This window comes from Mucilaginibacter sp. Mucisp73 (assembly GCF_059491465.1).
The window spans coordinates 937969-964836 of sequence record NZ_CP168507.1; the positions used below are offsets into that span (position 1 = coordinate 937969).

Annotated in this window: 20 protein-coding genes; 16 read left to right on the top strand and 4 right to left on the bottom strand. The window is 43.9% G+C overall.

Annotated features, from left to right (window positions below):
• Positions 1-81 precede the first annotated feature (81 nt).
• The 8 genes from ACEN82_RS04250 (at position 82) to ACEN82_RS04285 (ending at position 11436) form a co-directional block, all read left to right on the top strand.
• The gene (locus ACEN82_RS04250; RefSeq protein WP_495644071.1) at positions 82-3417 is read left to right on the top strand and encodes a SusC/RagA family TonB-linked outer membrane protein; all 3336 of its coding nucleotides are present in this window, start codon (positions 82-84) and stop codon (positions 3415-3417) included.
• 21 nt (positions 3418-3438) lie between these two features.
• Positions 3439-4866, top strand: coding sequence for a RagB/SusD family nutrient uptake outer membrane protein (locus tag ACEN82_RS04255; RefSeq protein WP_413317928.1), 1428 nt, complete (start codon positions 3439-3441; stop codon positions 4864-4866).
• A gap of 43 nt (positions 4867-4909) precedes the next feature.
• A complete protein-coding gene (locus ACEN82_RS04260; RefSeq protein WP_413317930.1) occupies positions 4910-6244 on the top strand; it encodes a TlpA family protein disulfide reductase in 1335 nt (444 codons plus the stop codon).
• 59 nt (positions 6245-6303) lie between these two features.
• Positions 6304-7824: an alpha-N-arabinofuranosidase gene (locus tag ACEN82_RS04265; protein ID WP_413317932.1), complete on the top strand. Its 1521-nt coding sequence runs from the start codon at positions 6304-6306 to the stop codon at positions 7822-7824.
• 38 nt (positions 7825-7862) lie between these two features.
• A complete protein-coding gene (locus tag ACEN82_RS04270) occupies positions 7863-8333 on the top strand; it encodes a protein-disulfide reductase DsbD domain-containing protein (protein ID WP_413317934.1) in 471 nt (156 codons plus the stop codon).
• Positions 8334-8365: 32 nt separating this feature from the next.
• Complete coding sequence (locus tag ACEN82_RS04275) at positions 8366-8863, top strand: hypothetical protein (RefSeq protein ID WP_413317936.1); 498 nt, start codon at positions 8366-8368, stop codon at positions 8861-8863.
• 768 nt (positions 8864-9631) lie between these two features.
• Positions 9632-10729 (top strand): hypothetical protein, encoded by a 1098-nt coding sequence (locus ACEN82_RS04280; RefSeq protein ID WP_413317938.1) that lies wholly within the window; start codon positions 9632-9634, stop codon positions 10727-10729.
• An 86-nt stretch (positions 10730-10815) separates the two neighbouring features.
• Complete coding sequence (locus ACEN82_RS04285) at positions 10816-11436, top strand: hypothetical protein (protein WP_413317940.1); 621 nt, start codon at positions 10816-10818, stop codon at positions 11434-11436.
• A 10-nt stretch (positions 11437-11446) separates the two neighbouring features.
• Here the strand turns inward: ACEN82_RS04285 and ACEN82_RS04290 are convergent, their stop codons facing one another.
• Together ACEN82_RS04290 and ACEN82_RS04295 are read right to left on the bottom strand one after the other, a co-directional pair.
• Positions 11447-12445: a hypothetical protein gene (locus ACEN82_RS04290; RefSeq protein ID WP_413317942.1), complete on the bottom strand. Its 999-nt coding sequence runs from the start codon at positions 12443-12445 to the stop codon at positions 11447-11449.
• Entirely contained in the window at positions 12432-13223 is a 792-nt protein-coding gene (locus ACEN82_RS04295) for an alpha/beta hydrolase (protein WP_413317944.1), read from the bottom strand. The genes ACEN82_RS04290 and ACEN82_RS04295 overlap by 14 nt, the downstream gene beginning before the upstream one ends.
• Before the next feature lie 194 nt (positions 13224-13417).
• Here ACEN82_RS04295 and ACEN82_RS04300 point away from each other — a divergent pair, with 194 nt between their 5' ends.
• Entirely contained in the window at positions 13418-14647 is a 1230-nt protein-coding gene (locus tag ACEN82_RS04300) for an aminotransferase class I/II-fold pyridoxal phosphate-dependent enzyme (protein ID WP_413317946.1), read from the top strand.
• 10 nt (positions 14648-14657) lie between these two features.
• On the top strand, positions 14658-15515 hold the full coding sequence (locus ACEN82_RS04305) for an RteC domain-containing protein (RefSeq protein WP_413317948.1): 858 nt from the start codon (positions 14658-14660) through the stop codon (positions 15513-15515).
• Positions 15516-15604: 89 nt separating this feature from the next.
• On the opposite strand, the gene ACEN82_RS04310 is transcribed toward ACEN82_RS04305, so the two are convergent.
• Positions 15605-18166, bottom strand: coding sequence for a hypothetical protein (locus ACEN82_RS04310; protein ID WP_413317950.1), 2562 nt, complete (start codon positions 18164-18166; stop codon positions 15605-15607).
• 202 nt (positions 18167-18368) lie between these two features.
• Here ACEN82_RS04310 and ACEN82_RS04315 point away from each other — a divergent pair, with 202 nt between their 5' ends.
• The 4 genes from ACEN82_RS04315 to ACEN82_RS04330 all read left to right on the top strand — a co-directional run bounded on the left by ACEN82_RS04315 (position 18369) and on the right by ACEN82_RS04330 (position 20663).
• Positions 18369-18629, top strand: coding sequence for a hypothetical protein (locus ACEN82_RS04315; protein WP_413317952.1), 261 nt, complete (start codon positions 18369-18371; stop codon positions 18627-18629).
• 248 nt (positions 18630-18877) lie between these two features.
• Positions 18878-19153: a hypothetical protein gene (locus ACEN82_RS04320; RefSeq protein WP_413317954.1), complete on the top strand. Its 276-nt coding sequence runs from the start codon at positions 18878-18880 to the stop codon at positions 19151-19153.
• 11 nt (positions 19154-19164) lie between these two features.
• Entirely contained in the window at positions 19165-20100 is a 936-nt protein-coding gene (locus tag ACEN82_RS04325) for a DUF8464 domain-containing protein (RefSeq protein WP_413317956.1), read from the top strand.
• A 188-nt stretch (positions 20101-20288) separates the two neighbouring features.
• Positions 20289-20663, top strand: coding sequence for a plasmid mobilization protein (locus ACEN82_RS04330; protein ID WP_413317958.1), 375 nt, complete (start codon positions 20289-20291; stop codon positions 20661-20663).
• On the opposite strand, the gene ACEN82_RS04335 is transcribed toward ACEN82_RS04330, so the two are convergent.
• Positions 20660-20977: a hypothetical protein gene (locus ACEN82_RS04335; RefSeq protein WP_413317960.1), complete on the bottom strand. Its 318-nt coding sequence runs from the start codon at positions 20975-20977 to the stop codon at positions 20660-20662. The genes ACEN82_RS04330 and ACEN82_RS04335 overlap by 4 nt on opposite strands.
• Between ACEN82_RS04335 and ACEN82_RS04340 the strand changes: the two genes are divergently transcribed.
• Positions 20978-22306, top strand: coding sequence for a relaxase/mobilization nuclease domain-containing protein (locus tag ACEN82_RS04340; protein ID WP_413317962.1), 1329 nt, complete (start codon positions 20978-20980; stop codon positions 22304-22306).
• A 104-nt stretch (positions 22307-22410) separates the two neighbouring features.
• Positions 22411-26847: a hypothetical protein gene (locus tag ACEN82_RS04345; protein ID WP_413317964.1), complete on the top strand. Its 4437-nt coding sequence runs from the start codon at positions 22411-22413 to the stop codon at positions 26845-26847.
• Positions 26848-26868: the final 21 nt, after the last annotated feature.

Consider the following 26868-nt stretch of genomic DNA (forward strand, 5'->3'; position numbering starts at 1 on the left):
CGGACAAACAAACTTAGGCATTCTTGCGCAGTTGCGCAAGGGCAACGGTCTCATCGGCCGCTAAGCGTTTGTCACAAACCGATGAAAATGAATTTAAATTTTACAAAGAATAAATGCGTCCCTCGTGGTCGCATCAAACAGGTCCTGCTGATTATGCGATTAACCACATTCCTACTTTTTGCAGCTTTCATGCAGGTAAGCGCCGCTGGACTGGCACAGCGCCTGACGCTGGTGCAGAAAAACGTGACTTTGAAGCAGGTGTTTAACGAGGTTAATAAGCAGACGGGCTATAGCATAGTATGGTCTGTGAGCCAGGTGCGGGGGAATGTGCAGGTGGATGTTGATTTTAAGGATACGCCGCTGCTGGAGGCGTTGGACAAATGTCTGGAAAATACGAACCTCACTTATACGATTGAGAATAAGACAGTAGTGATTCGGGAAAGAGAACCGACACTAGTCGAGAAGATAAAAAAAGCCCTGGATATGGCGGTGACCGTTTCCGGGAAGGTGGTGGATGAGGCTGGACAGCCAATGGCGGGGGTGACGGTGAAGGAGAAAGGGTCGGCAAATGGGGTGGTGACGGATGCGAAAGGACTGTTTTCGCTGTCGGTGGCGGATAATAAAGCGATGATTGTTTTTTCATTTGTGGGGTTTGAGCCGCAGGAGTTTGTTGTAAGTGATATTCCAACTGGTGTAGTGATAAAACTAAAGACGGCAGAAAATAATTTAAAAGAAGTTGTAATAAATAAAGGGTACTACAACACTTCTCAAGAATTAAACACAGGAAACGTATCTACGGTAAAAGGTAAGGATATTGTTAATAGACCAATGACTGATCCTATCCTAGCATTGGAGGGTAAAGTGCCCGGGCTAAGTATAACCTCGGGTGGAGGTCTTCCTGGGGCATCATCAACTATTAGTCTTCGAGGAAAAAACAGTATCTCAAACGGGAACGACCCACTTTATGTGATTGATGGAATACCATTTAGTTCGATAAGTCTAACGAGTTCATATTTTGGAGGAGGAGCGGTTGGGATTATGAGTCCATTCAACAATTTTGATTCATCAAATATTGAAAGTATTGAAATCCTAAAGGATGCTGATGCTACAGCAATTTATGGATCACGTGGGGCAAACGGCGTGATACTCATAAATACAAAAAGAGGTATGTCCGGTAAGACAAAAGTTGATATGAATTTATCGACCGGAGTTGGGCGCGTAGACCGTCGATTAGATTTACTAAATACTCAACAGTATTTACAAATGCGACGCGAGGCGTTCAAAAACGATGGAAAAATTCCTGGGCCAAATGATTATGACATAAATGGTTCTTGGGATACCACTCGCAATACAGATTGGCAAAACCTGTTAATAGGTGGAACAGCTGAATTAACCAATCTTCAAGGGTCTATCTCCGGAGGGAGTCAAACTACACAATTCTTAATTGGAGGAGGATATACCAATCAAAGTACGGTTTTTCCCGGTAATTTTGGAGATACTAAAAGTTCATTTCATGCCAATCTAAATCATGTATCTTCAAATCAGAGATTTCATATCGGAGTTTCTGCAAGTTATTTGAATGACAACAGTAACTTACCAACGGCAGATATCACTTCGGAAATAGTTTTACCACCTGACGCCCCATCAATTTATGGCCCTAATGGAGATTTAAATTGGCAAAACGACACATGGACTAACCCGTTAGCGATCTTAAGGCAAAAGGCGCGAGCAAATACCGATAATGTAATAGGAAATCTCAATTTGGATTATCAAATCTTCCCTGGCTTGACTATCAAGAGCAATTTTGGGTATAGTAAAAGCCAAATGGATCAGTCAATTACCATCCCAATTAGTTCATATTCACCGATTTATGACAGTTTCTCGTTTTTGAGATCCATTGGACTTGCAAATAGTAGTTTGAAAACCTGGATTATTGAACCGCAAGTTAATTATCAAATGGTTATCGCCGGTGGAAAGGTCGAAGCTTTGGTTGGTACAACATTTCAAGAAAATGTTCAGAGTTCCTCGTCGTTATATGCCTCTGACTTCCCCAATGATGCTTTAATTGAAAATGTTGCTGCAGCAAGCTCTGTAAGAATAGGGGCGTTTTCGAATACTCATTATAGATATAACGCATTCTATGGTCGAATCAGTTATAACTGGCATGAAAAATACATTTTAAACTTAACAGGAAGACGGGATGGAAGCAGTCGTTTTGGATATGCGAACCAATTCGGAAACTTTGGAGCAATCGGGGGCGCATGGATATTTTCAAATGAAAAAATTATTCAAAATGCTCTGCCATTTTTGAGCTTCGGAAAGATAAGGGCTAGTTATGGAATAACAGGTAATGATCAATTAACCGATTATCAATATTTGAGCAGTTATTCTCCGTATCCATCCACCTATTTAGGCCAATCAGGTTTATTCCCTACACAGATTTCTAACCCATTTTTCGGATGGGAAATTGTAAAGAAAATAGAAGCCGGGTTGGAATTGGGATTTTTGAAGGACGCCATATTTTTAAATATCAGCTTTTATAGAAACCGTACTGGTAACCAACTAGTGGGTTTCTCGCTTCCTGACATTACTGGATTTTCTTCCATACAAGCAAATTTACCGGCTATCATTCAGAATACAGGATTAGAAATCGAATTAAACTCAACCAATCTGAAAACAAAAAATTTCAGGTGGACGAGTTCTTTTAATTTAACAATACCTCGAAATATATTAATTTCTTATCCAAATCTCGCTGCTTCAAGCTACGCAAATACTTTTGTTGAAGGTAAATCACTGTATATCAAAAAGTTATATCATTTTACTTCGGTTGACCCTCAAACGGGCTTATACAATTTCGAAGATGTAAATAAGGATGGACGTATTACTAACCCAGCAGACATTGTAGGAAATAAGGAAATTGCTCAAAAGTATTACGGCGGATTTCAAAACAGCTTCAGTTATAAAGGTTTCCAACTCGATATATTTTTTCAGTTTGTCAAACAAACAGGTTCGAGCTATTTAAACAATTTCCCACGACCCGGTTTTTATGGGGGAGTTGACAACCCTGCAGGCAATCAACCAATCACAGTATTATCTCGCTGGCAAAAACCTGGCGACGTTACGTCGGTGCAGAAATTTACAACTTCAAATTCTTCAGCAACTAGCGCATATTCTAAGGTAAGGGCAAGTGATTATCAAATTGTAGATGCTTCATTCATTCGCTTAAAAAATATGGCCCTATCATATTCGATTCCCCAGACTTGGCAACAAAAGATGCATTTACAAAATTGTAAGTTGTTTTTACAAGCGGAAAATCTCTTCACTTTTTCAAAGTATATAGGATTAGACCCCGAAGTACGATCCCTAGCGGTTCCACCGCTTCGCTTCATAACTACAGGGGTACAAATTACTTTTTAAATTATCATTAAAAGAAACGACATGAAACTTTATAGAGAAAGCAATTTTAATCGCATAATAGTTATTACAATTATTACGTTGGTCTGTTCGACATCCTGTAAAAAATTTGTTGAAGTAGGTCCACCTGTTACACAGTTAGTTACCACTAGTGTGTTTAATAATAATAGCACGGCAAATGCTGCTCAGACGGCGATATACTCGCAAATGGAGGGAAAAGAATCCCTACCATATTTAATGGCGCTATATACCGGCCTATCATCTGATGAATTAAAAAATTATTCCACCAGTTCTGATTTAGGGCAATTCTATTCAAATAGCCTTATTTCTACCAATTCTGAATTGGTGAACCTGTGGAGCCCAATTTATAATTATATCTATCAGGCAAATGCCATTATTGAAGGTTTATCAAAATCAACTGGCGTAAGCCCGCAAGTAAAGCAACAGTTAATAGGTGAGTCTAAGTTTATTAGAGCTTTTTGGCACTTTTATTTAGTTAATCTTTTTGGTGATGTACCGTTAGTCACAAGTACCAATTACAAAATAAATTCGTTGGCCACAAGATCACCCAAAGAGTTGGTTTATGCGCAAATAATCGCTGATTTAATTGACGCTCAAAAGCTTCTAAACACTAATTATGTTGGTGCAGACGGTATCACTACTACAGATGAAAAGGTTAGACCAAACAGATGGGTTGCTACAGCACTTTTAGCAAGAGTCTATTTATTCACGCACGATTATGCGAACGCAGAAATACAGGCAACTTCATTGATTAATAACCTTGATTTTAGCTTAAATACGGATTTGAATGATGTTTTTCTAGCAAATAGTACGGAAGCTATTTGGCAATTAATGATACCATTGCCAAATAATACCTTAAATACTGTAGAAGGGAGAGATTTTATCTTAAACTCAATTCCACAGGATAATATTTATAACTGCACAACCATTAGCGACCAGCTTATTAATTCATTTGAACCTGGCGATAGTCGATTTGCAAATTGGATATCTGCCTTTCCTTCAGGTTCAACTCTTTATTATTTTCCTTACAAATACAAGGTTTATAGTTCATCGACTGTTACTGAATACTCTATGGTTTTTCGTTTAGCCGAGCAGTTCCTAATTCGCGCGGAAGCCAGGGTAAACTTAGAAGAGAATAACGCAGTTAATGATCTTAATGTCATCCGCAACAGATCCGGATTATCTAATTATTCTGGATCGCTAGATAGAGCGTCTTTATTAGCGGCAATTTATCACGAGCGGGAAGTTGAATTTTTTACAGAGTGGGGGCACAGGTGGATAGACCTCAAAAGAAGTGGGGGTATCGACGCGGTGATGATAACTGCTGCTTCCTTAAAAGGAGGACATTGGAATTCATCTTCGCAATTATATCCTCTCCCTCAAGCTGAGATAACGAAGGATCCTAATTTAAAACAGAATCAAGGTTATTGATTGTCAAAAAGCTAGCCGATTTTATAAACTCATAGGAATATGTATGATAAAGAAAATATTTAGTCTATCGCTCTGTTTTCTTATGTGGCTAAACGTGGCCGGCGAAACTGCTAAGGCTCGAATGGATACAATAAAAATTGGAGACATACTTCCTAATTTTATACTCAAGGATTTGCAATATTTTAAGAAGAAAAATATTTCTTTAGAAGACTTAAAAGGTCACTGGACCGTCTTAGATTTCTTTGCATCGACTTGTTCAAGTTGCGTAGCTAGCTTTCCAGAAATTAATCGTTTAAATAAAAAACTAGCAAATAAAGTACAGTTTATTTTGATTGGGTTTACCAATAAATCGATTAAACCCATGTTTGAGAAATTTCGAGAGAAAGAGCATCTTAATCTTCCGGTAGCGTACGATTCAAGCTTATTTAGAAAATACAATATTGTTAGCGTACCTTTCCAAATTATTTTAGACGGAAACGGTGTTGTAAGAGGAACGGAAAATTCGTTAAATGAAAATGATCTAAATAATTATTTAATAAACAACAAACTTCCTGATTCTTCAATATTAAAAACGACCGCAAAAGATGGAAATCATTACTCTTTTGATGGTACCAAACCTTTTTTAATTAATAGGAATGGTGGAGCAGACACAAGCTTCACGTATAGGTCCGTTTTTTCCGTATGGAATAAAAGTATTCCGGAATATTACCTCCAAGACGACTTGAATTATTGTATGAAAGTCATAAAGGGAAAAGTTCAGTTTCTTGGGATCGACTTAAGCACGTTATATAGAATGGCCTATCTAGGCTATGGTAATTGGGGAGGAGGGGATTTCGATGACTCGTTATATGGTAAATTTTTATCCTGGCCAATTTTGGAAATCAAAAACCCCGACGCTTTTAAACCTGACTTTACTCACGACAAAAACTTATATTGTTACAGCCTGATCTATCCGCCTAGAATCACTGATAAAAGAAAAGTGATGGCTATGATGCAAAATGACCTAAAAAACATCTTTCCGTATGAGGTAGAAATTGAAACGCGGAAAGTGAAATATTGGAAAATTACAGCAACCGAAAAGGGAAGGGTCAAACTTCTGACCAAAGGGGATACTACATTTATGAATATGATTCCACATGCAGGATTTACTGCAAAAAATTTCCCAATACAAAACCTAATCAGAATGCTTTGGGCTCATCATGAGGATAAAGTTTTTATAGATGAAACTAACATTAAAGGAAACATTGATATAAAACTTGATTGCATCATGACTGACTTAAACGATGTTAAAAAGGCTTTGCAAAAAAATGAATTGGACTTAGTTGAGGGACAAAAAGATATGAAAGTACTTGTAATTAGAGATGCCCCACCTTTATAAATTCTAAATGGTTTGACTTAAATCTGCCGTAATAATTATTCACTTTCTATTAATTTAACATGGGCAAGGTATTGTTGTTTATTTTATTGGCACAATCTTTCAATTCAGGCTATAGCCAAGAAAAAGTGCAGATATTATTTGCCAGCAACACAAATAATGTCATCGCTAAAAACATCTACGGCCAGTTCGCCGAGCACTTGGGCCGTAGTATTTATGACGGCTTTTACCGCAAAGGGAAAATTCGAACTGATGTTATGATAGCATTAAAAAAAATCCACGTACCCAACCTGCGCTGGCCGGGCGGCTGTTTTGCGGACCAGTACCATTGGCGGGATGGTATTGGCAGCACAGCCGCCCGGCCAAAGCGGGTAAATACGACCTGGGGCATGGTAGCTGAGGATAATAGTTTTGGCACGGCTGAATTTTTGGAGTTATGCAGGCAGATCGGCTGCGAACCTTATATCGCCGGCAATGTTGGTACAGGTACGCCGCAGGAAATGAAGGACTGGATTGAATATCTCAACTTTAACGATAAAAGTGCACTTGCTGATCTGCGCAAAGCCAATGGGCACCCGGAACCATATCGGGTGAACCTCTGGGGAGTCGGCAACGAAAGCTGGGGTTGCGGTGGCAACATGACACCGGAATATTATGCGCAACTCTATCGCCATTTCGCGGCCTTTTGCCCGGATTATCCGGGTGCGCCGCTTAAAAAGGTCGTTAGCGGCGCGAATGCCGATGACTATCACTGGACGGAGGTCATGATGAAAATGATTCCGGCAGGCGAAATGTATGGCCTTTCTCTCCACTATTATACTTTTCCGACCGGCAAATGGAACCCGCGCGGCTCCGCCACAAAATTTACCGAAATTGAGTATAGCCATACGCTGAAAGAAGCCCTGCGCATGGAGGAAATTATAACCAAACATGCGGCCATCATGGATAAGTACGATCCGCAAAAGAAAGTGGCTCTGCTGGTTGATGAATGGGGTGTTTGGACGGATGTCGAACCTGGCACACCGAAATACGCCATGTATCAGCAGAACTCCATGCGCGATGCGCTAGTAGCCGCCGCCACGCTCAATATATTCAATAACCATGCGGATCGCGTACGCGGCGCGAACCTTGCGCAAACAGTCAATGTCATCCATTCGCTCATCTTGACCAAGGGAGACCAAATGTTGTTGACACCTACCTACTGGGTTTTCGACTTATACAAGGTCCACCAGGATGCTCGTCTGATCAAACTTAACTTCAAAAGCCCGTCCTATGCATTCGGTAAAGACACGGTGGATGCGCTCAGTGCTTCCGCGTCGGTAGATAAAAATAATACGATTCATATCAGCCTAGTCAACCTGGATCCCCATAAAGCTGTTCCCTTCGTTTTCGACCTTACAGGATGGAAGGTAAATAACATGTCGGGGCAGGTGCTTACCTCGGCAAAATTTACCGACATCAACACGTTCGAAAATCCGAACAAAGTTCGGCTAAAGTGCTTCAGCGGTTTCAATTTTGATGGCTCAAAAGCAACGATCAGCTTACCCCCGATTTCAGTGGTAATGTTGGAGATTAAGCGATAGAATATGTTTAATGGCATAATATTCATAAAAAGGTAAAAATGAAAAAATTAAAATTGATAGCGGCGTCGGTAATACTGTTCATGGCGGTTTATGTAACGCCATCGTGGGCGCAAATTGAGCACCCCGTCCACTGGAGTTACGCGATAAAAAAATTAAGCCCGGGTACCTATGCCGTATTTCTTCGTGCAACGATCGATACCGGCTGGCACATTTACGCGCAAAAGCAAAGTAAAGATGCGATTGCGATCCCCACGAAACTCACCCTGGAAAAAAGGCCGGGTATGACGCTCCTGGGGCAGCCGCTTGAACAGGGCAAAAAGGAAACATATCGTTTGAAGGAGGTGGGTATTACCAATTATGAATATGCAGGCAAAGTGGATTTTGTCCAGAAAGTAAGTTTACCGCCCGGGCAAAAGGAGGTTAAGGGCACAGTTATTTTCCAGGCATGTACACATCAGCGCTGCCTGTCGGAGGATAGCTTTTCCTTTGTAATACCGGTGACTGAATAGTTAAATAATAAGAATCAAATAAATCAAACAATATGAGAAAAGCGACGATAACATTGGCCATGGCCGCGCTTTGCTGTACGGTAAGGGCGCAAACGACAAATAAGTCGTTGACCGAGAATGATCCGGCCGTTCGGGTTCGGGACAGCCTGGTAAAAGAACAGGTCATTGTTCCGGCTTGGGAAAGTTCGGGAGATGATGCGCCCGATTGGACTGCCTTGCAAAAACAAATTGCCGCGAAATATGATCCGGTCACGGCCGATAGGGTAGTGACAAAGGGCAGGATATATTTTTATTACAATAAAGATTGGCCTTTATTCTGCGCGGGCATCGTTCATTACACCAACACTTACGAGTTGGCAACTGATTTTAAACTGCTCAATTTGAATGCCGGGATGATCGCGAATTATAGCGACAGCAAGCAGGAACTGGGGGAGGCGCTCCGTTGGGCAAAACTTGCGGCTGCGGCGGAGCCGGCCAACCAGGAGTATGCAAAAACCTGCCAGGTACTGGTTACGAAAATGGCAAAATGATGCAACAGAAGGTAAATATCACGGCTTGCGCGAAGAAGCTTGTATTAGGCTTCTTTCTCGTGCTCTGTACCGGTATGCAATGCTGTACACAAGGCAGGCTTGATTCCCTGAAAGTAATTCGTTATAAGCTGGTAATCATGGACTCTGATTTCAGTGCTTCTTTCGGTGCAGTGTGCAATATAGGTCAACCAGGCTCGGTTGATAGCTGCTTTTATGAAAAGTTTGCATACGGCTATCAAATGACTTATTTGGTCCGATGCACGAGGCCGGCATTGCTTGAGATCCTTTGCGCCATTCGGCAGGAGGGAATGCTTGTCCGGAATGTGGCAGAAATTGAACAATAAACATTACCCTCTGTTCTTTATAAAAGCAGCAATAAGGAGCATTGCTGCTTTTCAGGTAAGCTATAACCCTTGAGTAAGGAAAAGCTTTTTAACATATATTTGCACTTTAAATACGATTAAGAAACAGACAGGCGAAACTTACATATAGAGAACCCATAGCGTTCACATCTTCTTGACAACTGAAAAACTGGTAATTTTAATGGGAAGTCGAGAACAAGTGCAATGCCCGCTAAAACGCGGGCGTGCTTGTTCCTGGCTTCCCGGGTATACCAGTACCTTCAGTTGTCGGGACTTGCATTGCCCGTGTTTTAGTTTAATAACCTCGCTGGCCAATCCGAAACTTCCCGGTATACATATCATTATCCGATAAAGGGGCGGTTTTGCATTGCGCGCAGATTTTATCAAACCTTATAAAACCGGACTAATGAATACAGATACCGAATACCTGAAAAGCATCGCTGAAGAGATCGTGGCCAGCCCCGGTCATAACGATTCGGCAAATAAAAAAGCCAACCACCACCTGGTGGTCGAAGCAGGCCGCCTCGAAAAGGCCATCACCCACAACCTGAATTCCATTGAAAACTTTACGCAGCGCGATACCTTCCATTTCAATACCCTGAGCAGGCTCGTGAACATCTGCGACATTTTATACGATAACGCCGGTGGCGTAAGCGCCGACGTCATGGTTTTACTCGATCTGATGTCCGCCGTTCGCCAGGTGGTTCCTTCCGAGATTAGGCCAAACCTCAAACTGCCCAAAGCATTCGTTGAAATACAAAAGACTTCAGTTGAGGAGAAGTGGGCGCATCATCGTACACTGATGGCACAATACAAGGTCGACGAGAAATTGATTGAAATCGCTGCCATTCCCTTCCATAGGTTTACCGGCCCGCCCCAGAAACTCTGCTGGGGTGACTTCACCTGGTTCAAAGGCTACCTGGCCAAGCTCGACATCATGGATTGGGACAACGCCGATTGCGCCAGCAAAACCGAGGCCTTGATCTCGCTTTTGATCGGCCGCGACTTCAACGACGATCGCTTCTATATCTATTGCAAAAAATACGTCCAGAAACGCACCGCCGCCGTTTCCGGCAAACGAAACCGCCTGCTCGAATTCGCCGAATGCGAAAAGCTGGTATTGCAAGACACGCAGATCGCTATGGTTCCCTTCGACCTGCGGGCCAACACCGTCAGCACCCGCTTGATAAAATGGATCAGGGAAGAGATTGACTTCGTCGAAACCTACGAACGCGAGCAACTGGTTTCCAAATTTGAGTTCAAATGGAATGTGGAAACCATTGCTTTCTTCTTTAAGCTCTTGCACGAGCGCAAGGTTTTTGGCAAGATTCCCTTGGAAACATTTGCCGGGCAAATCGCCGCTAATTGCTCTTCGATCGGTAGGGAAGAATTCCAGGCCACCACGATCCACAGTCGGTTTTATATGAAAGATGTGGAAGTCGTAAAAGCCTTAGATAAGCTGATGCTCGAAATCAGGAATGACCTCGCGGTCTATCTGCACTGAAATATTTTATTGAAAATAGGGTGTTTTCACGGTATGATTTTAACATGCGATAAATTTAAATTTGAGTTAGCAACTTCGTTGACAATATGGAACAGGAAAATCCCAGCTATCAAAAATATTTCTGGACAACCCTGTGGGTAATGGTTGGCGTTATCCTGGGGTTGTTATTTATTCTTATCTATCATCTTTGTGATGAGTCGATCCACATTGGATCCGCATTGGTATGGGCAGGTGCGTTTTTTATCGCAGGCGCCCTGGCTGGTTTTATCTTTGGCGTTCCCAAAATTGTATCTTCAAACACAAATGCCAGTGCAGGTGCCATTGTTCCGCAGGGACCGCCTGCACCTGCCTCCCCGGTTGCAGAAGGCGACGCAAAACCTTTGGCTGCTACTGTCACTCCGGCTGCCAACAACCTTACACGAAAGATTATTCAGGAAAACACCAACTTGACGCAGGTTTCTGATTGGTTGACAAAGGTGATCATCGGTGCCGGTCTTGTTCAATTAAAAGAAATTCCCGGCTTTGTGCTGAAGGTGGCCACCAAAATGGGCTATGGGATAACGCTGCATCCGCAAAAACTGTCAACTGCTGATCCGGCAATAATCTTATGCGCTGGGATATTGATTTATTTTTTGACCTGGGGCTTTGCGAGCGGATACCTTATTATGCGATTGATCATTGCCGAACTATTAGCTGAGGCAGAGTAAACAGAATCCTTTATTGGTGATTTCGGGCTAACAGGCTGTTCACGGGGCGGTTAAGTCGTTCTCGTAGGACAAAGTCGATATCCTCCCGTGCCTTGTTGATGGAATACGATGAAGCGGATTGCCACGCGGCAAAATTGGATTCATCGAATAGCTGCTCATCCTTATACTGCACGGGCTGGCTGTTCTTGGTGATACTATCTACGATTTCAAGTCCCTTATACAACACACCGCCCAGCTCCGTTTGAAGCCGTTCGAGCCAGTAGCCGTCTGTATGCCATATGGCGGATTGGCTCAACGGTTTTTCTTCAAGCTCGCCAAGCACATCGGAGTAGGCTTCGAGATAAAGTATATACTTGGCAAAGCCAAGCAATGCGCTTTGAAAGATATCGGAATTGTACATAGCTTTATTTTTTTTATTGTCGTATTGTCTCAATCGATCCCAGATGACTTCGATATCTATATATTTTCTCACCTCACTATCATAATAATGAAAATTATCCAGCAGGCTTAAAAACAGGTCGACGTCATCATCTTCGATCCGCGAGCGGATCAGCAGCATAACCGTTTCAAACGTTTCGCCTTTAATGGGTTGTTCATCACGGATATGTCTCAGGGTTCGGACCTGAACAGACTCATCGGTTAGGAAATCGTAAAGCAGCTCCGGTAGTGCCAGTGGGTAGTACTTGCTGTAATATCTTTTGACGCGCTTGTTATTAAGTACCTCTTCTGCTTCACGGGTTATTTCACGCAGTATATCGGGAGACAGATAACCGGTGATTACAGCCGCCATAAGCATCGTATAATAGCCCAAAAGAAAATCCATGTCCTCGCGAAATCGGATTTCTTTCCCCTTTACAACCTCTTCTTCATCATGATGCCGCAAAAGCCATTTGAGTTTTTCATCATCATTGCGGTATTTCATAAAATTCCGGTAACCGCGGGCAGCGTTTTTCTGGTTTCTGAAATTATTTTGCAGCGCCTTGAGCCGCATTTGATCAAGCTCGTTCATGGAGTTGCTTTTTAATAAGTTCAATAGGTAAGAGGTATTCCTCGTCCGGCTTGCAAACGGTGGTGTGCTTTTTATCTCTTACCGGGCTTTCGTCCGCGAATTCATCATAGCAAAAGCTGCCCATGTAAACTACACGGTCATCAAAGGCCTCGAGTACTGTTGCCGTCAAAGTATATTCTTCTGGCGTGTCTTTATACTGCGCTGTATCCGCTTTCAATTTAACAATAGTGTCGGAGAGGGGTTCAAGGTTCTCCAAAATAGGCTTCCTGAATTTAATGATGCTTCCAAATATTTTTAGCAGGCCGGGGGCGCCATCCATAAATAAATTGTTGATGCGCGCGCCGTTATGCGCTGGCGCGAAGAGCATGAGCTTGACTTTATTTCGCCACTTCTGATTGCTTCGTATCGCTTCCAGTAAAGCCTGGCGGCTCACGATGGCTCCCAGCGAGTGCGCCGCCAAAATGATTTTTTTGTACTCACTTGATTTCGGTCTGGCGTATAGCTCATTGGAAGGTTTATTGTATTTTTTCAGCACCCGCAGCAGTTCCTGGGCTTGGCCGAATGCTTGGCCGTTTAAGCTATCGTAGCCGTAAAACAAAAGGTCGCACTCCGCAAAGTCTTCGTCAGCCTGTATCAAACTGTTAAAATTATTCCAGGTGCCAACCGAGACACCGGTAAAACCGTGCACAAACACGATCAGTGTGCTAGGTTCTTTTGAGGTATAAAATGCCGTCGAATTCTTTCCCTCTGGCAGGAATACAGGTGGTGAATGATACATGGTTTAAATAATGATTCAAATTAGGTTTTTACACTTATAACTGCAATAGATGCTTAAAAAAAGGGTGTTTTAACGGTACGGATTTTTCGTTGGTTGGCTAACTCAACCCTGATATACGGGGTAGACTTTGGGTACGTCTACTCTTTTTGACCGTTTTACCCTGCTTGTTTTGCTCCTGAAAAAATTTATATATCATGGATCAAAACTTCGACAACAACAGTTTCCGGGATTTCGAATATATCCCGAAGATGGATGCCTGGGGCCGCGCTCGCCTGTTTCAGGCTTACCTCAACGACCAGTCCGCTAAAGGCCAATTGAACTATCGCTTGCTCACTTCTTCCGGCTGCGGCCCTGAAATTGGAATGAACGGCAGATCAGTGATTAGCCTCGTTTCCAATGACTATCTTGGTTTTACTCAGCACCCCGCCGTCAAACAGGCAGCTATTGCCGGTATACAAAAATATGGTTCTGGCGCAGGTGCCTCACCGGCAATCGGTGGCCATTGCGATTACCACCAAACTTTGGAAAATAAGATTGCGGCGTTTTTTAGAAAAGAGCATGCCATTATTTATACGACCGGTTATACCTCGAATAGCGCGTCATTACAAAGTATTTTAACCAAAGAAGATTTAGTGATCCTGGATGCAGGCGTACACACAAGCGTCATGGAGGGTTGCCAGCTGTATAACAAAAAAACTGTTAAACATAATGACTTATCCGCTTACGAGCACACGCTGAAAATGTCTGCAGGAAAACACCCGCTGGTCCTGGTCATTATCGATGGGGTTTATTCCCAGGATGGTGATCTGGCGCCCTTAAACGAAATCATCGCGCTTTGCCGGAAATATGGCGCGAAGTTGATGGTGGATGATGCGCACGGTACAGGAGTAATCGGCAGAACCGGCCGCGGCCTGATCGAGGCATGCGATGCCTGGGAGGGCGTTGATCTGATCACCGGCACCTTCAGCAAGACCTTCGCCCATGTGGGCGGCTATGTAGTAGCCGGTGAGGAGATGGTTAACTACCTCAAATACCAGAGCAAACAGCACCTGTTTTCAGCCTCGTCTACACCGGCAGCAATGGCCATCATCAAGGCCATCGAACTGATCGATGAAGAGCCCTTATGGATGTCGGTTCTGAAGGATAATTGTAAATATTTCCGGCACGGGCTGCTGAGTCTCGGCCTGGATATCGGCGACACGCGTTCTGCGATTTTTCCGGTTCGGGTTGGCGATAAAATAAAGAATGCCCGCATATGCTATGCCTTACTCGAAAAGGGAGTGTATGCGAACCAGATCAATTACCCGGCGGTGTCCCTCAAGGATGCCCGCATCCGGATGGGTATCACCGCGCGCCACAACCGCGCTCATCTCGATCAGGTGCTGAATGTCTGGGCGGATATTAAAAAAGAATTTGACTTATAATTTTTAGCTTATGAATATCGAAGAAAAATTTGCCGCCTTCAAGGAAGACGTCATCGCTTATAACGATTTGGGGACAACACCGGTAAGACGCCTTACCGGCGTCCTCGCCGCCGTCCGTCAGGCCATGGATGAATTAAAAGCCTGGGTCATCACCGATCCGTTCTCCGGCACAACAGATGAAATCCGTTTTTTTAAACGCGACAAACCACGCTTTTATGCCGAGCAGTTATATGCGCTGGAAATATTTACCATCGAGACCAATAAGCCGGTGGGTGACGATTCGCTGGAAAAAGCCTATTACGAACAGGAGCTGCGTTTCATCCGGCGCTTCTTTGACCAGCACCGGTTCATGTACCAGTATTTCCTCGTAGATGCCACTGAGCTCGATCATCTACTTTTTGTCAGGGGTGCACGGCCGGCCGACGTTGTTCTGCCGGGCTTATTGGATGCAGATCCCGTTTTTACTACCGCCGCCGACTTTATCTTCGCCCGCTTCATGGCCATGGAGCGGGTGCAAAGCTGGTTGATGGACCAGCTTTACGGGCGCATCGACAATAAGCTTTTGGACCTTAATAAGAAAGGTAACTCCCTGCAATGGACGGGTAGTAAAACAAATTTGGTCGAACTGGCTTATGCCATTTACGGAACCAAACAGCTTAACAATGGCGACATCGAAATTGCGGATATCATTACCTGGTTAGAAAGCACGCTCAGCATCGATTTGGGGCGCTATTATCAAACCTTCTCCGAAATCAAAAGCCGCAAACTGGTCGGCCCCACAGCCTACATTGACCATATGAAGGAAATGCTGGTCCGCCACCTGGAAGAGGGTGACGCCTTTAAGCCGAAGCAATTTCGGCGGAGATGATAACAACTGAATGAACTCCCCTTATGGTTTACACAGGATATTCCATCCTTGACGGCACAATTTTCCAGGAGTAAAAAGCGGCGCTTATTTTAATGCTCCGTAAGCAATCGGAGGCCGAAATGTTTTCGGCAGGTATTCGTCGTCTTAATGGATGCATTATAATCAACCGCCAGCAATTGCCGTGATTTGGCGATTGTATCAAATGTCCCGGCCTTAATTTCCTGTTCCAGTTTATCCTCTTTGATAATGCCCGAAAAAATAGTTCGAATGGTCGTGATAAAGTAAAGATATGAGAAGGATTCTTCTGTGGTTAAAAGCAGGGCCTCCTTGTCATCTAGCGAAGGACTATCTTTACCGGATTCGTTGCTTGCCTGGCTGAGCTTTTTGACATTGTCTTTTAACTTGACCATTGAAGTATGAAGGGCTTCGAGCGACCGGTCAACGTTCCCGGTATTCACCGTCTCCGAATCCATTTTCAAAAGCTCTTCCAGTAAATTCTCACTCTCTTCAAGATCGTGAAATTTTTTTAGATCAGCCGTTATCGCTCTTAATTTAGATCTGATGTCCAGGGTAACCAGCCGGTCGGCTATTGCCGCCATATGATCATCTTTGATGGCAATTCGGGTGATTTCCCGGAAATAGCGAATGATATCGCGCGGTAATCCTCCCGCAAGGCAGTGCGCCAGGCAAAAGAAAGCTATGGGGCGGCCGATAACCCGCCGTTGAAGTAACGCAAACGTATCTTCAACTCGGAAATTGTCAACATAGACAATGCTGTCGAAACTGCTGTCGAAAACATCCCGGAAGGGCAGGCCGCGGCGCTCGAAATTGTTCATTGCATTTTCCGAAACAGAGATCAGGAAAAAGCAGCCCGGTACACCAAAAATCGACTTGATCTCGTTCAAAAATTCTTGCGCAGAAGCATCGCTCGACATTTTATCCATTTCATCTATGCCAATAAGTACCTGGTACTTTCCCGATGCTTTAAATAGGAAATCGGCAAGTCCGGCCACGATCTCCGGATTAGATAATGGCTTTTCTGAAGTTGTTTTGCTTCGGTTTCGTCCCCCCTCTGCAAAAGGGAATTTGATGCTTCCCGACCAGCCCGTGGTATACGATTGTTGGAAATTTATTTTTTCTAACCAGGCCCTGGCCTGTCCGGCAAGTCCTGAGCTTTGTGGAAAAGTAACATCCATTTCCCTTATGAACACGCGAAACCGGCCGAAAAACCTGCCCGATCGTCGATCCGCAAACGCGATCGTCAACCAGATGATACAGGAAATAGCACTGATATTAAAATAAAATGAAGCGCTGCCGGCTTTATTTATTCCGTCAAAAAAATAGATCATGAAAGAAGGTGAAATGGGCGCTCGGTGATTAGCCGCTAGGCTGTCAACAGAATCTTTTTTAAGAGATGCTACGGTTACCTTCGCTGCGGTTGCTCCGGAATCGACTTTTTGAGCATTAATTATTTTTACATAGACAGTATCATGAGGTTTTGCAGGCACACGGTGAAAATATTCTTGCCTCACATAAAGCGTTCTGGATATTAGTGCCAGGCAGAAAAAGATCAGAAAGCTAAGGAACGTCAAACGCTTTACAAAATCAGGCCAGAAGCGACGGATAATTTGCCCATTATTTGGGAGAGGTTGCCAACCATCCAGCGTTGCCCCTTCAAGTTCAAGTAAATCATTGCAGGCCTGTTTGAACAGGTATAAGATAAAATCCCGGGATTCGTATTTGACCGGGGCGCTGACTAGTGTCGAAAGTACTTTTTTTTCATTTAATTCAGGAAATATATTCTTCGGCCCACAAAAGGTTTTTAACAATGTAGTTTTACCCGCGCCGCGCGATCCGGCAATACCAATACTTCCTCCCGGCATTTTGTTGAACAGGAACCTTAGCTGCTCACGCGAAACGGTGCTGATAGTGCGGTTGGTGTCAAGTACTTCACCCAGGCCAAGGGTTTCAGGATTGTTGTAAGTTGTGCTGTACGATACCGTGATATGGGCATTAAGAATATCTCGCATTGTTTCCTTAATGCCCGCTTCGAGTAACCGCTTTTCGATCATTTCCTTTTGCCGGGGCAGGCCTTCGACATCGTTCTGGAAAGTAACACTTTTAATAGCCTCAGCAGTTCGCTTTTGCAGACGAAAATAAAGGGCGTCAATTTGATAACTTACCCGGTTCCACAACACAAGTGGTCGCCCAAAGGTAACTTGTTGGAGCAGACCAAAAATAGCCAGGCCCAGTAAGGCCTGAAGAACGATACCATCCGCGTAGTTGTAGATATAGTGATTTACAAAACTGGCGTAAAATCCGCCGATGAAAAATGGAGAGAAAACAAGAAAAGCCGTGATAAGCAAAAATAAGCAGACTGCCCACCACGGCTTTCCGTAATTCTTTTCATGCATTAAAAACCGGTATATCTTAGGGAAAGTGCTTTTGAATTCTGCTATACGATGCTCGGTATCGTCATAAACTTTAACCTCAGATTGGACGAGGTTCCAGATTTCCGTTTCTTCCTCCTTAACTTTTTTTACCAGCATATCTTGCGGATAGCCGCTCTCCGCAAGACCGTTCACAATATCTTGCGCCTTTAATGCTTCCTGGATGAGATTATTTAAAACGGTTTGTGATTGAAATGGCATAAGGGATAGTATTTAGGTACCTGAAAGTAAATATAGCAAATACCCTGATAACCTGTGAATTAAACCCTGCGCCTTTTTGGACTGGTTGATCAGGAATTCAAAACTCCAATAAATTTTTAATAAATCTTTCCTGACGCACACCTGACTCTGGAAACAGGCGGTTCCCGCGTGCTCACCTTTGACCCCAATGGAACTGAGGGAATTGACACGTACGCTCTTAACCGCGGTAGCAAAAAGCATCACAACGGTGCTTATGCAATACGGCGATAATCAGCCTGCTTGTTCAAAGTCTGACGCCTATCGGCAATACGGTCGCAGTAATGTAGACCGCTGGATACGCGAAGGGCTCATCCTTCCCGCCACCTCTGGCAAAAATTCCAAAAAAATGATTGACCGCGATCAGCTGGCGCGGGTAGCCGCCGCCAGCAACCGCAGAACCTACCTGCCGGTGGCAGAAAGGTGACGACTATTCTTTGACATCGGGGGATGAAGCATTATCCTGTGAGGAGCAGGAAATCAGGCGAAGCTGAGATCATATCAAGATGGCGAAAGCGCCTGGGCAGGCGACGGCCCGGTTTGTAGAAACCGACGTGGGTAATCCCGAAAAATATAAGGCCGCAGCCTTACACCGTCAGATCCATTTTTGGACAAGGACGGGTAAGCTGTTGTCTGGAGAGGGGCGTGAGCCCCTTTTTTTATGCTCCGAAAGTTATGGAAGAACAAATACCGCCGCACATCCTGGCGCACGTAATGACATGTGCCGCGGAAATGGGTGCTATAGCCGGATTAATCTCCGCCGGCAAACTGAAACCTTATTTAAGCAAGAGCCAGGCATTCCGCCGGTACGGACGTGCCCGGGTGGAACGCTGGCTGGCGAAAGACTTGATTGCTCCGCGCAAAGATGGCAATCATTCCGCCCAATGGCGGATTGACCGGCTCGAAATAGCCTGTCTCGAGAAGGCTGAATACTTACTCCGCATTTTATAAAAACAACAAACATGGTATCGATAAATACAATTAAAGCCAGCGAGATCAAAGAACAGGTGTCGCTGGTCGACCTTTTGGCCCGCCTGGGATTTACCCCGGTGCGAAATTCCGGCAAAGAAAAATTATACCTGAGTATGATCCGGGAGTCGGATACAAAGCCGTCGTTTGCGGTTAATGACAATTTGAATGTCTGGTTCGACCATGGCCTGGGCAAGGGCGGTAATGTCATAGATTTCGGACTGGCCTACTGGCCGGGGCTGTCTTTTCCCGATGTGCTCGAAAAGATAACGGCAGTGTGTGCACTGCCCGGGAGCCTCCCGGCAAATAATGACCGCACCCAGCGGCGGCGGGCTGTAAAGCTGCCGAATTACCGTGTCGAAGAGGTCAAAGAATTGGGCAGTAACCCTGCTATAACAGAATACCTGCAAAGCAGGGGAGTCTATGAACATGCTATCCGTCACCTGAGTGAAGTGTACTATTACGTCGAGGATGAAAAAAAACTTCGTAAATATTTTTTTGCCGCAGGCTGGCAGAATGAGTTAGGTGCCTGGGAAGTGCGAAATAAGTACTTCAAGGGCTGCCTCGGCCACAAGGCCATGACCTTCCTCCCGGGCGATCCCGGCAAGCTTGCCGTATTCGAAGGATTCCTCAACTACCTCAGCTGGTTAACCGAGCACCCTTTTGAAACCGATAGCATTTTGGTATTGAATACCATTACGCTGGTTTTTGCCGCCACAAAGAAGGCAGGCGAATTCAGTCAGGTAAACCTGTTCTTAGATCGCGATACCGTCGGCCACAAAGCCAGCCTGGACTTCCAAAGAGCGGTCCCGCAGGCGCGGGATTGCTCATATGAATATGAAGGCTATAATGATTACAACGATAAGTTGCTGTGCACGCTCAATAATAGCCCGCTACAAAGTAACAGGATATCCTCCCTTCGCCGTTGATGCTCAAAAAGCTATAGCTGGCTACATAGCTACATTTTGGTTTTTCCCACAGCAAGATGTCGTTTTGTCCGACAAAAATCGCTCCCGCTCATTTTTGACCGCCAAAACGATTCTTGCCTTAACCATCCGCTCCGTACCTCCGCGGATAATTAAGGGAGTATCGGAATTTCGCAACTCAATTCCTCTTTATGAAAAGCACTGAAAAACGGATAAAAAAGATAGATGCCCGTTTTACGGAGGAAGAATATAAGTTGGTGCTGGAAATGGAAAACACGCTGGGTATTAGGAAAACAGACCTGGTCAGAAACGGTCTTTTAAAGAATGGGAACGCAGTCATTATCAACGCAAAGGAACTGATCGGACAGTTAGATAGCGCAGGTGCGGAATTAGGCCGGTCAGGAAACAATATCAACCAATTGGCACGGCATGCGAACAGGCTGGCAAAAAAGGGCCTGCTGTCACCGGTCGTTGTAGAACGCTTTAATAGCTTATTGGAACAATACCTGGTTAATCAAAAGGATCTGGAAACCGCACTTCGAAAAATTGTTCGCAGTATGCATTAGTAGCGCGCTGCAAAGTAGTTGGCAGTAAAATAGCAGGCTGTAAAATCGCCCGGTATAAAATAGCTGGCCGTAAAGTAGCCCGCTGCCTGGTAGCCCGGTATAAAATAGCGGGCTCGTTCATAGCTGGCCGTAAAGTAGCTGGGTTCGAAGAAGCCTGCTGCCCGATAGCGCGCAGCAAAATAGCCCGCCCGAAAATAGCTGGCGATAAAATAGCGGGTTACTTTACTTCGGGCTATTCTATAGCAATGAGCCGGCCGCGAAATAGCCCGCTGCAATGCGGCGGGCTGCATACTTATCTCTAAATCTTTTATCACATGATTGTTCGGATATTGAGTTCCTCCGCATCCTTTCACGGCGTCAGCTATAACACGGATAAAATTGACCGTGGCTTGGGCGAACTGATGAAGGTCTCCGGGTTTGGAGCTTTACAGGGCTTAACAGAATTGCGCCCGGAAGATTACCGGAACGAATTAAAAGCGGTATCTGCACTGAATAAAGCTATAAAATCACCGCAGTTTCACGCAGCGATTTCAGCGCCGGGCAAGACTTATGATAGGTACCAGCTAACAGCCATCGCCGAAGAATGGTTGAAGGCGATGGGTTATGGCAATCAGCCTTACCTCATCGTTTTTCACCAGGATACGGCCAATAATCATGTGCATGTCGTGAGCACACGCATCAACAAGGAGGGAAAGCAGATCAACAGGGATTTCGAATATATCCGCTCTGTTCAGCAACTGAATAGGGTGATGGGGCTTGATGAAAAACATAGTGTGACAGTCGATATTGAAAAAGCTCTGGCTTACCGGTTTGCTACTATCGCACAGTTCAAAATGATCCTGGAGAACCAGGGTTATACGCTGAAAGAGGAATCGGGCCAATTACAGGTTATCAAATTCGGGACTAAACTTGCGGACCTCTCAATCGAAGAATTAATTCGCCGGCTAAATAATGATAAGCCAGATGCTAAAAGAACCACCCAGCTTAAGGCCATCTTAATGAAATATGCGAAGGTTTATGACAGCACTATAAAGCAGGAGATTATACCACTGCCGGGACGCTATGGCAAACCAACCGGAAATTACACCTCAGAATTGGCCGCTCATTTAAAGGAGAAACATGGATTGATTTTGATTTTCCATGCTTCTGAAAATAAGCAGCCATATGGTTATTCGCTGATTGACCATTCCCGCAAGGCCGTTTACAAAGGCAGTGAAATCATGCCGCTCAAAGATTTGCTGGCCATTGAAGTAGAAACCATAAAAGAGCAGCTGCAGGACCCGGTTCAAAATTTAATGCCTGTGGATGAACAATCGCACAGCTATTATAGTGCATTATTAAAAGCTGTGATTAATAACTATCCGGACATCCGGCAAGGACTGCATCACCAGGGCCTGGACATCAGGTACTCCGGGCATGAATTGGAATTGATAGACTTTACATTCAATCATTCGGTTCCCGTAAAAGAATTATTAAACGAAGCGGACTACGAACAATTACAAAAGGAATTTGCGCAAAGCCAGGAAACAAGCGAAGAAATCAACCGCCAGTATCACGCAATTCCTTCAGTCTCTCTGGCAACAGATGTCGATGATGAAGCTGTTCATAATCGAAAACGCAAAGGGAAGAATAGCCGGAGGTGAGTAGGGGGTCGCAGGATTTATTGAAACCGGTGAAATTATTTTTTTAATCTTTAGGACATTGATACTGATAAGTTTATCTTTATTACCTGAACCTTATTGATAATATGTTAAAAGTACCTAGATCCTATATAAAAGGCGTAGCTATCGAAGTTGATAGCCGTTATGATTTAGAAAATGCACCTTTTATACCTAAAGCCGGTGAGGTTGATGAAAATAACGACGCACCCATAAAGAAAAGAAACTGGATCACCGTTTTGCTCCATAAAGCACTGTTACCGTTCCGATGGGTAGCGGCGCGTTTAAGACGAAAAAAAGTCATTGACCCTGAATCGGCGCCCCTGGATCAGCAAAGCTCCTTTATTGGTCGCGAACAGCATATCGCAAAATTTGTCGAATTCCTGAGGGGCAACAATCGGAAAGGTGTATTTCTCGTTACAGGCTATCGCGGAATGGGTAAGACCAGTTTCGTCAATAAGGTTTTAAAAAAATATAGTGACGTTTCCCCTTCAAAACAAGACCTCATAAAACCGATCCGGCTGACACTTGCGCAAACAAATCCAAAAGAAATCGATATCCTTCGCTTAATGGTGATGGGCGTTTTCGATGAGTTCCGGGTCCATTTGAAAAAGAATGACCTGGATGAAATGTCCAAAAATAGAACCCGGTTATATCGGTTGCAGCATCTTCTCTTATTTATCATTTTGTTTTCTCTGCCCTTGGCGCTTCTCTTATGGAAGGTCAATCATCTGTATGCGCTCTATAGATCGACAGACAGGCAGGTATTCGCCGTTTTGATAATTTATGCATCCTTTGTAGCGGCATTGTGTCTGATCTACTCTTTCAGCTATTTCCGGCTGAAAAACCGCAGGCATTACTTACAGCATGCCGACGGAGCCTCTAACCGGATTACGTGGTTGGTCGAAAGATGCAATGCCGCGCTTGGGGAAGAAGTTACCAATAGTGAAGGTGGACTACCGGCATTCAACTTCAAATTATTCAACGAAGAAAAAAAGACAAAGCAGTATGCAGTCGTAAGCAATAAGGAAATCGAATATGAATTGCAGGCATTCCTTGAAAAGGCTAAGTCGGAATATAATCTCGAGTTTATATTCGTCTTTGATGAGCTCGATAAGGTCGAGCCCGCACTCAATTCACTGGGTTCCGATTTTCTTGACAGCTATGATAGTAGGGGAAAAAGTAGAAACTACGAAAATGATCTTAAAGACAGGCGACTCGCAATCGTAAGTATAATAGCCGGGCTTAAAAACTTTTTGACGACAGCTGATGCGAGATTCATATTCATTGCGGGACGCGAAATGTTTGATGCCTCCCTGGCTGATATCTCCGATCGTCAGTCGTCGATCAGCAGCATTTTCACCTTCGTTTTTTATATCGAAAGTTTGCTGAAAGAAAAAAACAATAACAATAATCCCTCTTTAAGCAGCGCTATCGAGGATTACTTGAAATATTTGCTTTTTGGTGAAACGACAGGCATTAGTTTAACCGAAAGGTTGGGTGCGTTCAGAACGGCCGATACCATGCTCGATGGGGAACTTGCTGCTGAAGAACAAGGTAAACTGTACTTTATTTTTCAGAATTTTATTACTTACCTGACTTACCGAAGTAATGGCTCGCCAAAAAAACTGATCAAGGAGATTCATGAATTTATCATTCTGGAGGATAAGGTGGCGCAGATTAAAAAAGATCAGGACGGCCAGGACATTATTTATGAGCATAGAATTCGTCCGGCTGTAGAAAAGGCTCCCGGCCGGAAACTTTACCTCTATTTTAACTACTATAATCAATATCGGATAGGGTTTATCAACTATTTGTACCGGCCATTTTTAATTAAATACGGCAGGAGCTTTAAATTATTCAGCGACAATATCGTCGTATCTACACCTTATTTGTTCGATCATCTTTTGAAATTTCACCCGTTTGCATTTTCGATATCAAATTTGGAGCTGTTGCCAGAGATATTGTCGAGTAGCAAGACGCCTGCTTTGCGCTCCCACATCCGGAAGATTATTGAATATTTAGGGGCTAATCATATTCGCGAAATTGAGATCGGCCTCTTTGATTATAAGTTTTACAGCCGTACGTTTAATGAAATCACATTCCTGTCCAGGGTATTTGAACAGGAAGCTGCCGCGTTGAATTATACATTGGATGAGAGCTATTACATCAAGCGCCTGGTGGTCAATAAAATCAAAGAACTAAGGAGTGATTATTCATCTTCACCCGGTGGTTTAGACAACGCCAAACAAATATTTTCGATTGCACATCTGAATGGCATTTTAGGTGACCTTTATTTTTTCGATCAGGAATATGATGATGCCATAGTAGCTTACTCAGATGCCATTCGTACCATTTCTTATGAACGCACAACGGTGATGAGCCTCCGTGATTTTATTGTGCTGATAAGAACCAAGTTGAAAATGGGACTCTGCTTTGAAAAGATAAATGCATATGATGATGCACTGGCACAGTTTGTCGACAGTAACTCCGACGCCTCCAGGCTTATGAATTATCGTTTAAACGAAGGACAGTCAGTAGTCATTAACAGGAAAGACGAACTTAAGGATAGTTTAGAGGACTCAGAGGACTCTAATGAGGTAACCGGCAAACGTCTGGTCGGTTATGATATGGCAGTTTATAGGTCTGCAGCACTGAGTGATTTACTGCAGATTATTCTTCAGGGCTTTCTGTCCCAGTTGTTTATTCAGGAAAAGAAGAGCGTTGCCGGAATTAGCGAATACAAACTTTTTACCACGCTGGGTTCCTTCTTCAAAATAACCGAGGGATTTAAACTTAATGAAAGCCGGAACCATATTATCAAAGCAAACGCGTTTCTGCACGCCGGTAATCTCATCTATTTCAAAAATAGTGACCGGCGCATCCGTTTTGAGGATAAAGAGATTAATGATGCTTTCCATCAAAATCTGCCCCGCAGGCTTAAAGCGAATTTGACCACTTTAGCTGAAAGGTACGACGCGTCATTTTGCAATCACCAGGGCTTTAGAAAACCTGTCCTTGCCTTGTACTTGTATATTCTGGGTATGGTTGAAACCTTGAATTATGGAAACCATAAGCAATTACAATCAAAGGGTCAGCCGCTGATTCCTGAAAAGCCTGACACCGAACCGGATGAGATTATTTTGGGTATCGTTACGGAGGAAAATGTTGTTTTTGAACTGCTGGATCGGCTGACCAGGGAAGAGAAAGCTGAGGGCAAAGCTTCCAGGGGAATTTATTACAATTATATCGCTTCTTTCTTGGGAAATATCGGCGACTGCCTGTTAAGCCATTGCAACAATCGCAGCGATCAATTCAAAAGTATTTCGCTCGACGTGTTGCTTTTACAGGATAAAAAGGGCGAAGGTCAGCCTCCGGGCACGGATTGTATTTTTTCGATCCGCGAACCTTTTAAAAAAGTTTTCAAGGAAAAAAGGATTGCAGATTTGTTTCTTCCGGATAAATTCTCCGAAGCTAACCTGCTGAATGATGAATATTTGTTTGATTCTTTCTTAAAACCCTCGGAAGAAGGATGTTTCAGCATGGCTGATGTGCTCCGCTGTTATTACCTGGCCGGCAGGTTTTATTTAAAACAGGGTAGAATTTCCAGTTGCTCCTTTCAGTATCGTAAGATATTATATACGATGAGGTTAGTGTTAGACCGGCATAATCCTGATACGCTGACCAAGTCTTTCATCAGGATGTTGAATAACAAAATATTACGCCCTTGTCTGGAATATACAAGTCAAAATGCACACAGTACTGACCGGCATATGCTGAATAAGGCCATCGCAAATTTGAGGTCCGGCCTCGGTGATTTTGCGCTGAACAACCTTTCTAATCATCCGGAAACAAAGGAACTGATCCTAGCCTACAATTATATTAAAATCAAGTTGGGCCGAACTGATATCAGAATATCTGGTTTGATATCCCCCGCAAATTCTTTTGCTACACAGCAGTCCCGCCTGTTGGAATTGGATTTGTATGCTAAATATTTGGAGGAAAAGAAGCCCGGCGGCATCGAAGGCGGCTTAATAACCACAACAGCAGGTGAGGTGCCCGAGAGCACAATGCTTAACGGGACAGCTTATTTGTACAGTATGCTCTCCATCCTGCGGATTCTAGATATCTACGGTTCTGATTATTGGCTGGGGCATAGCTATTTCGCTTATACACATTTCCGGGTGGGTTTATACTTGTCAAAATTGGGAAATGATACCGCTCTGATCGAAAGCCAGTTGGAATCACTTTTGGGCAGCGGATCTTACGCATCACTCGACATCGGCTATCATTTTTCAAAAGCAAAGGAACTGTATGAAAAAGCGATGCAGCTGCACTCAGCGGGTGATGCTTACAAAAATATGATCGAGGATATGATCTACCTGGAAGATGATTTTAACGATAGCGCTTACCATTTTGGAGCAGCACTTGACCGTTATATGATGACCAATCGCATGTTTGCTGAACGGGTCAAAAGTTGTAACAAAGAAATAAAAAAGAGGGCTATAGGTCTTCAGGAACCTTAGGGTTAATCCAAACATCTGCTA